At 37.8% G+C, this 14,089-nt stretch carries 11 protein-coding genes; all 11 read right to left on the reverse strand.

What is annotated here, in order from left to right:
• Positions 1 to 393: 393 nt before the first annotated feature.
• The 11 genes from I588_RS24165 to I588_RS24215 all read right to left on the reverse strand — a co-directional run bounded on the left by I588_RS24165 (position 394) and on the right by I588_RS24215 (position 13,919).
• Positions 394 to 759, reverse strand: coding sequence for a nuclear transport factor 2 family protein (locus I588_RS24165; RefSeq protein WP_010755982.1), 366 nt, complete (start codon positions 757 to 759; stop codon positions 394 to 396).
• Positions 760 to 807: 48 nt separating this feature from the next.
• Complete coding sequence (locus I588_RS24170; RefSeq protein WP_010755981.1) at positions 808 to 1,713, reverse strand: amidohydrolase family protein; 906 nt, start codon at positions 1,711 to 1,713, stop codon at positions 808 to 810.
• A gap of 15 nt (positions 1,714 to 1,728) precedes the next feature.
• A complete protein-coding gene (locus I588_RS24175) occupies positions 1,729 to 2,637 on the reverse strand; it encodes an amidohydrolase family protein (RefSeq protein WP_010755980.1) in 909 nt (302 codons plus the stop codon).
• Between the two features lie 39 nt (positions 2,638 to 2,676).
• A complete protein-coding gene (locus I588_RS24180) occupies positions 2,677 to 3,870 on the reverse strand; it encodes an MFS transporter (protein WP_010755979.1) in 1,194 nt (397 codons plus the stop codon).
• A gap of 250 nt (positions 3,871 to 4,120) precedes the next feature.
• The gene (locus I588_RS24185; RefSeq protein ID WP_010755978.1) at positions 4,121 to 6,085 is read right to left on the reverse strand and encodes an oxidoreductase; all 1,965 of its coding nucleotides are present in this window, start codon (positions 6,083 to 6,085) and stop codon (positions 4,121 to 4,123) included.
• A gap of 18 nt (positions 6,086 to 6,103) precedes the next feature.
• Positions 6,104 to 7,789: an amidohydrolase gene (locus tag I588_RS24190; protein ID WP_010755977.1), complete on the reverse strand. Its 1,686-nt coding sequence runs from the start codon at positions 7,787 to 7,789 to the stop codon at positions 6,104 to 6,106.
• Positions 7,790 to 8,262: 473 nt separating this feature from the next.
• On the reverse strand, positions 8,263 to 9,576 hold the full coding sequence (gene eno, locus I588_RS24195; RefSeq protein ID WP_010755976.1) for a phosphopyruvate hydratase: 1,314 nt from the start codon (positions 9,574 to 9,576) through the stop codon (positions 8,263 to 8,265).
• A 109-nt stretch (positions 9,577 to 9,685) separates the two neighbouring features.
• On the reverse strand, positions 9,686 to 10,441 hold the full coding sequence (gene tpiA / locus I588_RS24200; protein WP_010755975.1) for a triose-phosphate isomerase: 756 nt from the start codon (positions 10,439 to 10,441) through the stop codon (positions 9,686 to 9,688).
• Positions 10,442 to 10,516: 75 nt separating this feature from the next.
• Entirely contained in the window at positions 10,517 to 11,707 is a 1,191-nt protein-coding gene (locus I588_RS24205; RefSeq protein WP_010755974.1) for a phosphoglycerate kinase, read from the reverse strand.
• A gap of 133 nt (positions 11,708 to 11,840) precedes the next feature.
• Positions 11,841 to 12,842, reverse strand: a complete 1,002-nt coding sequence (gene gap / locus I588_RS24210) for a type I glyceraldehyde-3-phosphate dehydrogenase (protein ID WP_010755973.1) — start codon at positions 12,840 to 12,842, stop codon at positions 11,841 to 11,843.
• Between the two features lie 39 nt (positions 12,843 to 12,881).
• Positions 12,882 to 13,919, reverse strand: coding sequence for a sugar-binding transcriptional regulator (locus I588_RS24215; RefSeq protein ID WP_010755972.1), 1,038 nt, complete (start codon positions 13,917 to 13,919; stop codon positions 12,882 to 12,884).
• Positions 13,920 to 14,089: the final 170 nt, after the last annotated feature.

The raw sequence follows: 14,089 nt of genomic DNA on the forward strand, positions 1-14,089 counted from the left end.
TAACTTCTTTTACATCACTAAATGTGGCAATAATCTTTTTCTCAACGACTTATTGGAAATCTCTATAATTAACCCTAACACAAAAAAACAAAGAAGAGTTGTAAAAAATGGACCTTCGATAACAAGTATCTACTCAATTAGCTAGTTAAAAGTTATTATTGTTGATTGGATGAATTTAAGTAGTTCTTCCATATACCCCTATCTTATCAGGTCAATCTATTTAAATCAGTAGTTTTCTCCGTTTCCCCTAAATCTATTTTTAACTTAAAAAAAATGATTTTATTATCTGACAATGCAAAAAAATCAATCCAAAGAAGTGTGGCAAAGCCTTTTCCTTTGATCAATATTTTAGAAAAAGGGCCTATTCGATAGGCCCTTTCCCCACTACTAGGATTATAGTGTTGTAAAACACTTAGAAATGATTTTCCAATCTCCTTTTTCATCTTTTAATAAATGAAAATGATCTTCCAGTGTGCCATCTCCAAAGAATCCAGTTTCATAAACTGTTGCCTCTGCAATATTGCCGGTTACTTTCAAGTTAGTTATTTCAGCTTTGTACGGAGCACCACTTTCCTTCATTGCCGGATGCGATCCTACATCTTCAATAAACGACGTTGGCTTCGCAATCATTAAATCTGACCCCATGTAGCCTGTCATAATTGCAGCGGGATGAAATACGCTTTTCAGTAATTCCGTATCTGCTGTAAAAGTTCCCCCAATATAATTCTCAACCACTTGTTTTACTGCTTGTTCGCTCATTATCGCGCCTTCTTTCTACTTTTTATTTAGGAAATATCATATTGATACTCAATCCTCTAATTTTAAGAGTTTTGCTGCATTATGATAAAACACTTTTTCCATTGCCTGTGGATTATCTGCCAGTGCTTTCTTAACTTCTACAATAGAATATTTGAAGCTGCCAAATGGATAGTCTGTTCCGAAAAGAACCCGATCTTCCCCTAAAAGTTCGACCCCTTTTTTGATTAATTTAGCATTACAGAAAGTCGTATCAGTGTAAACATTTTCTAATCCCTTCGTATTTTCAGCAAATGCTTCTGGCCAACCACAACAATGGGCAGCAATTAACGAATAATCTTTGAAACGTGGGGCAAAATCATAAAAATACTGTGGGTCTCCAAACTCAGGGTTTTGTGGATAGTTTGTATCTGACCCATAATATTGTCCAATCCCTACATGAAAAATGATCGGCAGTCCCATCTTTCCGAAAAGATCTACTGCTGCTTCTACTTTAGCATTCTCTAAACTGATATTTTGCAAGATGGGATGGACTTTTAAAGCCTTGGCCCCCTTTTGAATGTCTGATCTCAACTTCTGTTCCATTTCTGGAATTTCCAAATCAAAATTAGCACAGCTGAAAGGAATAAAACGAGAATCTAGTTTCGAAACTGCTAAATATTCTTCAAAGCTAGTGTTTGGCAACACAGGTAATAAACAAGCATAAGCAATTTTATTTTCTGTCATGTCTCTGGCAAAATTTTCCATTGTGCATTCCCAAACTCTGTATTGACCTGCATCAATCAACTGCTGTAATGCTTCAGGACTTTCAGGAAAAAAAGGCATGTTATATCCTGATTCTTCAAAAGGAATGAAGGGATCTACATATTTTCCTTTATGATAGTTCGTTTTAAATGTAATACTTCGATTCTCGTGAAAAATGTCTCCCACATGGGTATGAAAATCAATAATTTTCATTGTTACTACCTCCGATTAATCTTCTAGATGCAAAATTTTTGCTGCATTTTCATAAAATACTTTTTTCATGATGCGCTCATCATTAGCAAATGCTCGTTTGACTTCTTGAATCGAATATTTAAAAGTTCCAAATGGATAATCTGTACCAAATAAGACTTTATCCTCACCAATATGCTGTACACCTAATTGCATTAATTCAGCTGAACACATAGTTGTATCTGTATATACATTGTCTAACCCTTTTGTATTTTCAGCAAAATCTTCCGCTAATAAACAACAATGCGCAGCAATGAGTGGATACTTACTGAACCGTGGAGCAAAATCATAAAAGTATTGTGGATCGCCAAACTCAGGATTAGATGGGTAATCTTTATCTGGTCCATAATAAGAGGTAATTCCCACATGGAAAATTGTTGGAATATTGGCTTTTCCAAATACCTCTACTGCAGCTTCAACTTTTGGATCCTCTAAACTAACATTTTGTAAAATTGGATGAATTTTTAATCCTTTAGCCCCTCGTTTAATATCCAGCTCAAGTTTTCTCTCTAGTTCCGGAATCTCCAAACTAAAATCTGGACAAGTAAATGGAATAAAACGAGAATCTAATTTTGAGACTGCTAGATATTCTTCAAAACTAGTATTTGGTAGAACCGGCAACAAACAAGCGTAATCCACCTCATCTTCCGTCATATCCTTCCCAAAGTTTTCCATCGTACATTCCCAAACTCTGTATTGACCTGCATCAATTAATCGTTGGTGATCCTTTTGATCTTTTACAATCAATGGTTTCGTATAGCCTGAGCGTTCCACTTCAATAAATGGATCTTCATAATCTCCCTTCTTGATATTTGTTTTAAAAGTAATACTCCGGTTTTCATGAAAAATATCTCCTACGTGAGTGTGAATGTCTAAAATTTTTACCATGATTTTTCCTCCTCCATCATTTTTATAAGATATTTTTTGTTATTCAGGTACAGGTGGTTCGCTAGTTTTTTTTGTTGCGCTAGTTTTCATACTCCAAAAGATCGTAATCACTGTTAAAATTACCAAAAATACGACACTAGTTAAAAATACTGTTCCTTCATTTCCGTTAGGGATAAAGCCCGCCAACGCATTGATAATTAAAGGCGATGCGGCAGCGCCAACAGAGGTAAAGGCCATATAACTTCCCATAGAACTAGACATTTGTTCAGGTGTTGCAGTCTCAGATATTGCTTGAATCCCTAAAGGAATCGACAAAGAGAAACCTATTCCTGCAGTGATTGCCGCTAAAAATACAATGGCAATACTTGGAAAAAGTACCAATAGCAGATAGCCAACTGCTGTAACAATACATGCTAAAGTAAGTACATAGCGATTTAGTACTTTAAATATCTTAGGAAAAGCAAAGCCGCCAACTACACCGGCGCCCGTACTCAATGACATTGCTAAAGCAACAGTTGATGGATCTCCTAATCCCATTGAAGCAATATAAAGTGATGCATTCAATGAAAAAGTTGAATAGCCAATGCAAAACAGGCAAATCAGCACACCAATAAAGTAAACAGAACCTGGAACTTTAGCTTTTGGTGCATATTTTCCTCCGCCGGCTTCTTTTTTTGGAGTCACCTGCTCAGCCGGAAGCCACAAAGTAACGATAATAATCGTAATCAAGATAATTCCAAAAGCAAGATACGCTTGTGTCCATCGAACTCTTGCCAGCATACCTGCGACTAACATCATCACAACAGAACCACCATTCTGAAATGCAGTTTGCATTCCATACATTTGGCTTCGCTCATCCCCCTCAAATAATTCAGTCGAGATATTACTAATTGTGGTCATAAGCGTTCCTTGACCTGCTCCGATTAGTAAACTGGAAGCATAGATATATCCTAGCTTGTCATGTAAAAATGCTGGAAGCAACCCTCCAACAAGCATTAATGCTAGTGCCACTAACACAATATATTTTTTGTTAAGTTTGTTGCCTAGAATGCCCGCTACAAGTGTAGCTGGAAAAGAAGCGACCATTCCAAAAGTCATCACCATTTGAATTGCAGTCAAACTGGCAGTTGGAAAGCTTTGAGCAATATTTGCTAATACAGTCGAAACTATCATAATCGCCATGACTATAAATGATTGTGACAAAACTGCGGCCTTTACTTTAAAGTTTTTCACCGTTCTTCCTCCTCGTGTCATTAAGAATTACAGATAATCCTCTTTTTTTAGCGAGGGATAGTTTTTTCAAATGCACAGGATTCCTTCCAGATTTGTTCTTTTTCATTTGACCACTCTTCTATACATAGAAGATAGCTCTCTATCCCTCTAACTATTCGAGGAAGCCTGCTTTTTGATTAATAACACATCGAAATACTATAAATGGATAAGAAAAAACTCAGCTGCAGTCTAAGTAATTCCTCACATTTACTTAAATGATATCCATTGCGGCGTGATATCCTGTATGCACCGCTTTTCTAACCACGGAAGCACCAGTACAATCACCTATTGGCATAAAAGTTTCCCAACCATCCCATTTTCGTACTTCTTCAACAATATCTTCATTTGGTTTCATTCCCACTGCATAAATGACTGTATCAGCCTCTATCATGTGCTCAGCACCATTAGAATCAAGATATCTAACTCCTCCTTCAGTCGCTTCAGTAACTTTTACTAATGTTTTCGTGTGGACTAAATCCCTCATTTTCTCCATCATTTCAAATAATGCAGCTTGATGAATCCGATTTGAATCAACAGCTAGTCCTTCTTGAAGTTCAAGGATAGTCACATCAACTCCCGCCTCTGCTAAATGTAGAGCAACCTCACATCCCATTAAGCCTCCACCAATCATCACAGCTTTTTTTCCAACTTTTTCAGGGGTTGTGTACACTTCTGTAGCATGAATCATTGGGTGTTTATCACTGCCTTTTAATTTAAGTTCCAATGGATTCGCTCCTGATGCAACAATGATTGACTGAGGATTTATTTTTTGAACTAAATTTATATCAGCTACTGTATTCAGCTGAATATCTACAGCACTTTTCTCCAACTGATAAATCAAGTAATCTTTAAATCTACGCAAATCATCTTTGTGTGCGTCGATGTCTGTAAATTTAAGATTTCCACCTAACGTTGCTTCTTTTTCAACCAACGTCACAGTGTGGCCTCTTTGAGCTGCTGTAATTGCTGCTTTCATTCCACCAGGCCCTCCTCCAATAACTAAAACACGCTTATGATCTATTACATTTGGAGTGCGCAGCGTATATAATTCATTACCTGCTAATGGATTGACGTCACATTCATTGTGTCCATCGTATTTTCCACCCAGACAATTAGTACATCTTAGGCAAGGGGTCACGTCTAATGGTTTACCAGCAAATAGTTTATTTGGTAATTGTGGATCAGCAACAATCGCACGTCCGATTGCAATAAAGTCTGCCTTTCCTTCTGCAATAATTTTTTCCATTTCGATTGGATTATAGTGTGCACCTACTGTTACGATCGGTGTTTTCACCCCTCCATTTTTCATTGCTTCAGCCAATGGTAAATTGCAGCCGTGAGGTAGATATACCGATGGGAAGGTGTATTGTTTTGTAGCATAATATGAACCTGCTGAAACATGCAGTAGATCAATTTTCCCATCCAGCATTTTAGCAAATTCAACAGCTTCGTCGATTTCCAAACCGCCTTCTAGGTATTCCTTGCCACTAATTCGATATTCTAAAAGAAAATCCTCTCCAACTCTTTCACGAATAGCATCCACTACCATCAAAGGAAACCGAGCCCGATTCTCTAAACTTCCTCCATACTCATCTGTTCGATGATTGGTTGCCGGAGATAAAAACTGAGCCAATAACCAACCATGTGCGCCATGAATCATCACCTTTTGGAAGCCGCTATATTTTGCGTACCAAGCAGTTTCCGCAAACTCATTTGCAACCCTTCGCATATCCTCTTCGTTCATTTGACGAACAACCGTTCCATTTTCTTTTGTAAAACCATTTGGTCCAATCGGTTGATGACCTCTAGTAAAAATCGGCTCACTTGTATCACCACCATGAAAAATTTGGATTGATGGTACTGCCCCATGTCGCTTAATCGCATCGGTTACCTTCAACCACCCTGAAGTTGGAAAAATTGCCCGTTCAAAATCAGGTACTAAAATATCATCGTTTGGTCGACGACTAGAATCGTAGCGATTAACAGCTGTTTCACTTAACGTTACACTTGCTGCTCCACCTCGAGCTTTATCTTCATAGTAAAAAACAGTACTCTCATCAGGCATCCCAGTATAATAGTCTGGCCAAACCAGTGACGTGGGCGAAGCGAAGATACGATTACGAAAAGTAATGTTCTTAATTTTTTTTGGACTAAATAAATGTGGGTAGTCTCTCATTATATTTCCTTCTCTCTATTATTTTTCATAAACAATCTTTCCGTCTACAATTGTCATTAAAACTTTGGCTTCAGCTATGTTTTCTGGCTTTACTAAAAAAATATCCTGATCTAAAATTTGAAAATCTGCTACCTTCCCAATCTCAATTGATCCTCGTACAGTTTCTAAATGTTCTTGTTTCGCTCCATTGAGTGTGTACATGCGAATAGCGTCTTCTAATGAACTTGCCAAATCTGACCGATAACTATATCCATTTATTGTTTTTCTTGTGACAGCAAATTGGACACCTTGCAGCCAATTCAATGAAAATATATTTGAATCAGAACCATTTGCAATATTGACTCCTTTTTCTTGATATTCTCTCCAAGAAAATAACTCTTCTCCGCGAGATTGTTCAAAACGCATTTTCATAAAATCCATAATTGTATGAGCAGCGATTGATTGAACAGACATACCAATTCCAAATTTGCCAGCATCTACTGCATTTTCCAATGTCATATCGTCCCCATGAATAATAAAATGTCGTGGCTTCTCTCTTGGATAGTATTGTAATGCTTGAATATATCCTTTTATTATCGTATCGATTGTTCGCCCCCCAATTGCATGAATTCCTAATTGCCAACCTTGTCTGTGCACTTCGATAATTGTCTTAATAATTTCTGCTTCTTGTTCTTCATTGGTTGTTCCGGGAAAAGTTGATCGACTGTGATCCTCAACAATCTTATTGTCAGCTCGAAGCCAACCACCACCATCACCAAATATTTTAACTGTTTCTGCTTTCACCCAGTTTCTATCTCTAAATTTTGGTAATTTAGTTCGTCGCAATCCTTCAATAATTGTTTGATAGCTTTGAATACCATCCAGACCAGCCAATAGATTAACACTTACTCGAGCTGTTAGTTTTTTCTCTCTAGAAAGCCTTTCATAAATCGCAATACTCTTTTCACCCCATGTACCACAAATCAATTGATTGCCGCCAATTCCTAAAATATCAACATGGCTGGTGATCCCATACTTATTAAGTTCTTTGTTCATTCGCAGAATACAGGATTCAATTTCATCCTCTGTCAATACTGGAACGTAACTCCAAACCAATACTTGAGCGCCCCATTCATTCAAATATCCATTAGGCTCTTTGGTATCTCCTATCCTTTCGATAAGTCCTTCCTCTGGTTTCAAGTCAGGGATTTCGGATGAGATGCCACATATTTCTAGAGCTTTGCTGTTTACTACCATACGATGAGCGCCATAATCGTTAATTACCACAGGATGATCTGGAGAAACCGGATCTAAATCCCATTTTTTAGGAGTACGCCCCTCCTCCATACATTCCTTAATCAACATTTCATTCCAACCCATTCCCATTATCCATGTCCCATTTGGAACATTTTTAACCGCTGTTTCGATCACAGCTTGTAGATCAGAAATACTTTTTACTTTTGGAAAACTTACATCCAAAAAATGAGTACTTAATGCTAATCCAGTATGTACACCGTGCATATGTGCATCGTGTACACCTGGTAACATTAATTTTCCATTCAAATCAATTACTTTTGATTGAGGCCCTATATACTTATTCATTTCCTTCGTAGTTCCTACATCGATAATCCAACCATCAACCACAGCAACTGCTTCAACAAATGCAAATTGCTCATCAACTGTCGCTATTTTGCCATTTAATAAAATTAGATTTGCACAAACCATCCACTATCCTCCTATCCACGAAAAAAGTAAGCGTTTTCTACAACTTGATTGTATCAATGGTGTTTTACATTAAATTGTAAAAAAGGGAACAACATATTTTTCTCAAGCTAAAAACAATCATGGAAGACTGATATAATCACATTCTTTGATTCGATTTTTTTAATAGACAATTTTTAAAATAAGTGAATCCTTTATCAGCTCTGAAGAAACTAGAATTTAGACGGTCACAAAAAAAACACTACTTGATATTCTGCTAAAAAACCAAGAAGCGTCTTTTCTTTTATTCAAAATTTCACATACTAAATTTACTATTTCAGTTATATCATCAGAATAATTTACCAGTACTAAAAGTTAATCTAGGAATCTTGTTGAAAAAATATCTTCTCTATCATGTAACTACTATTATGCAAACAAAAAAACCCCTTTATCTAATTAAAGATAAAGAGGTTTCGTTTACGAATTATCAATAAAAATTATTTACCGATAAATGGGTTATTTTTTAAGTTGTAGAAAGATTTGATTCCTTGGTATTCAGCGATATCGCCTAATTGATCTTCAATACGTAGTAATTGATTGTATTTAGCAATGCGGTCAGTACGTGAAAGAGAACCAGTTTTGATTTGGCCAGCGTTTGTTGCCACAGCAATATCAGAGATTGTTGAATCTTCTGTTTCACCAGAACGGTGAGAAACAACTGCAGTGTAGCTAGCTTTTTTAGCCATTTCAATTGCATCGAAGGTTTCAGTCAAAGTACCAATTTGGTTAACTTTGATTAGGATTGAGTTAGCCACGCCTTTTTCAATACCTTGAGCTAATTTTTCAGTATTTGTAACGAACAAGTCGTCACCAACTAATTGAACTTTATCGCCTAAAGCTTCAGTTAATTTCTTAGTACCTTCCCAATCGTTTTCGTCTAATCCATCTTCGATTGAGATAATTGGGTATTTAGAAACTAATTCTTCGTAGAATGCGATCATTTCATCAGTTGTTTTTTCGCCTTCGCCAGAATCAGCTAAAACGTAAACACCTTTTTCTTTATCGTAAAATTCTGAAGAAGCAGCATCCATAGCAAGAACGATATCTTTACCAGGTACATAACCAGCTTTTTCAATTGCTTCGATAATTACTTCGAAACCTTCTTCGTTAGAACCAAGGTTTGGAGCAAATCCACCTTCGTCACCAACAGATGTAGCCAAGCCTTTTGCTTTCAAGATTGAAGCTAAAGCGTGGAATACTTCTGCACCATAACGTAGAGCTTCTTTGAATGTAGGTGCTCCTACAGGCATAATCATGAACTCTTGGAAATCGATAGAGTTATCAGCATGTGAACCACCGTTGATGATATTCATCATAGGAGTAGGCAAAACTTTTGTGTTGAAGCCGCCAAGGTAGTTATACAATGGTACTTCTAGATAATCAGCAGCTGCACGAGCAACAGCGATAGAAACACCAAGGATAGCATTCGCACCTAGTTTACCTTTGTTAGGTGTACCGTCTAATTCGATCATTGCATGGTCGATAGCTGCTTGGTCGCGTACATCGTAACCAATGATTGCTTCAGCAATGATGTTGTTTACGTTGTCAACAGCTTTAGTAACGCCTTTGCCGCCGTAACGAGCTTTGTCGCCATCACGCAATTCAACTGCTTCATATTCACCAGTTGAAGCTCCTGAAGGAACCATACCACGGCCGAATGCGCCGCTTTCTGTGTAAACTTCTACTTCGATTGTTGGGTTACCACGTGAGTCTAGGACTTCGCGAGCGTAAACATCTGAAATAATTGACATGTTTTGTCTCTCCTTTGAGTTTTGTTTTATTAATAGGGTAAAAACCCTCATAACCAATATTAGTCAAAAATGACTATAGTTGCAATCAAAAATGTCTTAATTGACAAATTTATTTTGCACCTTCAAGTAAAGCTAAGAATGAATCAGGTTGTAAGCTAGCTCCGCCAACTAAAGCTCCATCAACATTTTCTTTAGCCATGTATTCAGCAATGTTTTCAGGTTTTACAGAACCGCCGTATTGAATACGAACAGCTTCTGAAACTTCTTTGCCATAAATGCCTTCAACAGTAGAACGAACAACACCACAAATTTCGTCAGCAATTTGTGCATCGGCAGATTTACCAGTACCGATTGCCCAGATTGGTTCATAAGCAATAACCATGCTTGATACTTGCTCAGCAGTTAAGCCGTCCAAACCAGCTTTGATTTGTCCTTCAATCCATTCAGCTGTTTTGTTTGCTTCGTAGGTTTCTAAAGATTCCCCACAACAAAGGATCGGTGTCATGCCGTTAGCGAAAATTGCCTTAGCCTTTTTATTGATTTCTTCATCTGTTTCATGGAAGTATTCACGACGTTCTGAATGACCGATGATTACATATTCCACACCAAGATCAGCCAAAGCAGCTGGCGAAGTTTCACCAGTGAACGCTCCAGCATTTTCCCAGTAACAGTTTTGAGCTGAAATTTTCAATTCAGTTCCCTTAGCAGCTTCAACTAGTTCTTGCAAGAATAAAGCTGGTGATCCAATTACTGAATCCACTTGATCGTTTGCAGGAATTTTATTTTTCACTGCTTCAGCGAAATCTTTTGCTTCAGAAGCAGTCAAATTCATTTTCCAGTTTCCAGCGATGATTGGTTTACGCATGTAGTAGCACTCCTTTTATATTTGTTTTTTGCAAATAATTAAGCAATTTTATCGCCTAATTACCTACCAAAATAATTATTTATCATTGATTGCAGCAAGTCCAGGTAGTTCTTTACCTTCTAATAATTCAAGACTTGCACCACCACCAGTTGAGATATGCGTAAACTTGTCAGCAAAACCTAACTGTTCAGCTGCAGCTGCAGAGTCTCCTCCACCGATGATTGTTGTAGCATCTTCTAAATTAGCAATAGCTTCGCAAACACCGATAGTTCCGCGAGCAAAATTACTCATTTCAAATACACCCATTGGTCCATTCCATACAACTGTTTTAGCGCCTTTTAATGTTTCAGCGAATAAAGCAATTGATTCAGGTCCAATGTCAAGACCCATTTGTCCTTCAGGAACATCACCAGCATGCTCTTCAGTTGGTACGTCATTTGAGAATTCAGCTGCTGTAATTGAGTCTACTGGTAATACTAACTTGTCACCAGCTGCTTCAATCAATTCTTTTGCTAATTCTACCTTGTCTGCTTCAACTAAAGAATTACCAATTTCCATACCTTTAGCTTTGTAGAAAGTATAAGTCATTCCGCCGCCGATTAAAATTTTGTCAGCTTTTGGAATTAAATTTTTGATTACGCCAATTTTATCAGAAACTTTTGCTCCACCTAAAATTGCGATCATTGGACGTTTTGGTTCTTCAACCGCTTCACCAATGAATTTTATTTCTTTTTCCATCAAGAAGCCTGCAACAGTAGGAATGCCCGTTGAAGCAATTCCAACATTTGAAGCATGTGCACGGTGAGCAGTACCAAATGCATCATTCACAAATACATCGCCTAAAGAAGCCCAGTATTTACCAAGTTCAGCATCATTTCCGCTTTCCTTTTTGCCATCGATGTCTTCAAAACGAGTGTTTTCAAAAACAACTACATCGCCATCTTTCATGTTGCTGATAGCAGCTTCTAAGTCAGCTCCGCGAGTTTCGGGTACAAAAGTTACTTCTTTACCTAAAAGTTCGCCCAAACGTTTAGCAACAGGTGCTAAAGATTTGCCTGCTTTATCTTCTTCAGTTTTCACACGACCTAAGTGAGAGAATAAGATTGCTTTCCCGCCGTTGTCAATTACATAGTTAATAGTTGGCAGCGCTGCTTTGATACGAGTATCATCACCAATTACGCCGTCTTTTAAAGGAACATTAAAGTCTACACGTACTAAGACTTTTTTATCTTTTAAATCGATATCTTTGACAGTCATTTTTGCCATGAAAGAAGACCTCCTAAATTTTTTTGACACTTTGTATATTATATACCTCTTCTATGAAAAAAGGTAACGATAACCTATTAAAAAAACGGAGAAGCGCGTTGCTTCCCCGCCTTTTTCAGACAATGTTTAAATCTTATAAGTTAGCAAAGTATGCTAAAGTACGTACTAATTGTGCAGTGTATGACATTTCATTGTCGTACCAAGCAACAGTTTTCACTAATTGTTTGTCGCCAACAGTCATAACTTTAGTTTGTGTAGCATCAAATAATGAACCGTAAGTCATACCAACAATATCAGAAGAAACGATTTCGTCTGTGTTGTAACCATAAGATTCGTTAGCTGCTGCTTCCATAGCTGCATTGATTTCATCAGCAGTAACTTCTTTTTCAAGAACAGTTACTAATTCAGTTAATGAACCAGTTGCAACTGGAACACGTTGAGCAGCACCATCTAATTTACCGTTTAACTCAGGAATTACTAAGCCGATTGCTTTAGCAGCACCAGTTGAGTTAGGAACGATGTTTGCAGCAGCTGCGCGTGCACGACGGAAGTCACCTTTAGGATGAGGTCCATCAAGAGTCATTTGGTCGCCAGTGTAAGCATGAATAGTAGTCATGATACCTTCGATAACGCCAAATTTGTCATTTAAAGTTTTAGCCATAGGAGCTAAACAGTTAGTTGTACATGAAGCACCTGAGATAACTGTTTCTTTACCAGTTAAGATGTCATGGTTTGTGTTGTAAACGATTGTTGGAACGTCGTTTCCACCAGGAGCAGTGATGATAACGCGTTTAGCGCCACCTTTTAAGTGTAATTCAGCTTTTTCTTTAGAAGTGAAGAATCCAGTACTTTCAAGAACGATATCTACACCTAGATCGCCCCAAGGGATTTCTTCTGGGTTACGATGAGAAGTAACTTTAACTTCTTTTCCGTTAACGTCGAAAGATCCTTCGTGAACTTCAACTGTTCCATCGAAACGGCCTTGAGTTGTATCATATTTTAACAAATGAGCTAACATTTTAGCATCTGTTAAGTCGTTGATAGCAACTACTTCTAGTCCTTCTACATTTTGAATACGACGGAAAGCCAAGCGTCCAATACGTCCAAATCCGTTAATTCCAACTTTTACTGTCATTTAAAAATTCCTCCTTATGGAATTAGAAAAATATTTATTTTAAAGGGTTACCCCTTTTAAAATCTCATTCGCCGCAGCTTCATCAGTGATGAACCACGTTTGCTTTGGTGCGTTTTTCATATAAGCCATAATTGCTTTGGCTTTAGATTTCCCTCCGGCAACGGCTAGAACAATCGGAATCTTTTGAACGTCCTCTAATGTCAACCCGACCCGGGAAGCACGATAAACGATCTGTCCACTTTCATCAAAAAAGTAACCAAATGATTCTGCTACTGCTTTGCGTTGTCTCAGAGAAACAATCTCTTCTTCCAGCATTTTCCGCCTAGCTGCCATATGCAATGCTCGTCCAATACTATGAACGACACAATTCGCTTGCTTAATTGTTGCTAACACATCCATAATAGATGGTTCTTTCAGCAAGGTATGATAGGCTTCCTGGCTTAGCTGTTCTGGTACATACAATACTCGATGATTTCCTTTAGCATTTGCTGCCATAACTGCACTAACTGAGTTAGCTTGAATGGAAACAGATTCCCCAATGCCACCTCGAGCAGGCACAAACAAATTCTTTCGATTGTTTGTTTCAAGCGGCGTAATATGCCTAGCAATCTCAGCCATTGTTGTACCACCCATAACCGCAATAACATTTCTGCCATCGGGTAATAGACGATGTAAGGCTTCATTAACGAGTTCCCCGAAATCTCCAATTACTTTCGGCTGCTCATCACTGTCACCAGATACGATAAGACATCGGTCAATGTTAAACATTAAGGCAAGCTGCTTTTCCAATTGGTCCATCCCAGTAAATTGATCCATTAGAAGATCTAATTGCTGTAGGATTTCTTTTCCTCGTTCTGTTAAGGACATCCCGCTCTTAGTGGTTTCAATCAAGCGCTGATCTCTTAAGTAATCAGTCTCACCACGTAATACACGTTCTGTAAGATTTAACGATTCAGCAAGGTTCCTTCGGCCAATTGGCTGCATCCAGAAAATATTCTGCAATACACGATATCTTCTTTTCACCGTATTTAACACATCAGGGGCAATTGCTTCAAGAACTCTGATTTCTGATAACAAAGGATTCCCTCCATTGGACTCCTTAAGTCCCTCATAGACTTTTAGCGACCCATGAATAGTAAAAAAAAGTAAGTTCCAAACTTGATTTTTTTCAATCTCAAAACCTTACATTGCAAATTTTACCAGTTTTGTGCCTAACAAGCAAGGGAAAAGCCAAGATTTTTTCTCTT

Origin of the sequence: Enterococcus pallens ATCC BAA-351 (assembly GCF_000407485.1) — a bacterium.
GTDB lineage: Bacteria > Bacillota > Bacilli > Lactobacillales > Enterococcaceae > Enterococcus_A > Enterococcus_A pallens.

Excerpts from the sequence above, each read along its gene's own strand:
- gap (WP_010755973.1), bottom strand. The coding sequence starts at position 12,842 with ATGACAGTAAAAGTTGGAATTAACGGATTTGGACGTATTGGACGCTTG.
- I588_RS24175 (WP_010755980.1), bottom strand. The coding sequence starts at position 2,637 with ATGGTAAAAATTTTAGACATTCACACTCACGTAGGAGATATTTTTCAT.
- I588_RS24190 (WP_010755977.1), bottom strand. The coding sequence starts at position 7,789 with ATGGTTTGTGCAAATCTAATTTTATTAAATGGCAAAATAGCGACAGTT.
- I588_RS24205 (WP_010755974.1), bottom strand. The coding sequence starts at position 11,707 with ATGGCAAAAATGACTGTCAAAGATATCGATTTAAAAGATAAAAAAGTC.
- I588_RS24185 (WP_010755978.1), bottom strand. The coding sequence starts at position 6,085 with ATGAGAGACTACCCACATTTATTTAGTCCAAAAAAAATTAAGAACATT.
- I588_RS24165 (WP_010755982.1), bottom strand. The coding sequence starts at position 759 with ATGAGCGAACAAGCAGTAAAACAAGTGGTTGAGAATTATATTGGGGGA.
- I588_RS24170 (WP_010755981.1), bottom strand. The coding sequence starts at position 1,713 with ATGAAAATTATTGATTTTCATACCCATGTGGGAGACATTTTTCACGAG.
- eno (WP_010755976.1), bottom strand. The coding sequence starts at position 9,576 with ATGTCAATTATTTCAGATGTTTACGCTCGCGAAGTCCTAGACTCACGT.
- tpiA (WP_010755975.1), bottom strand. The coding sequence starts at position 10,441 with ATGCGTAAACCAATCATCGCTGGAAACTGGAAAATGAATTTGACTGCT.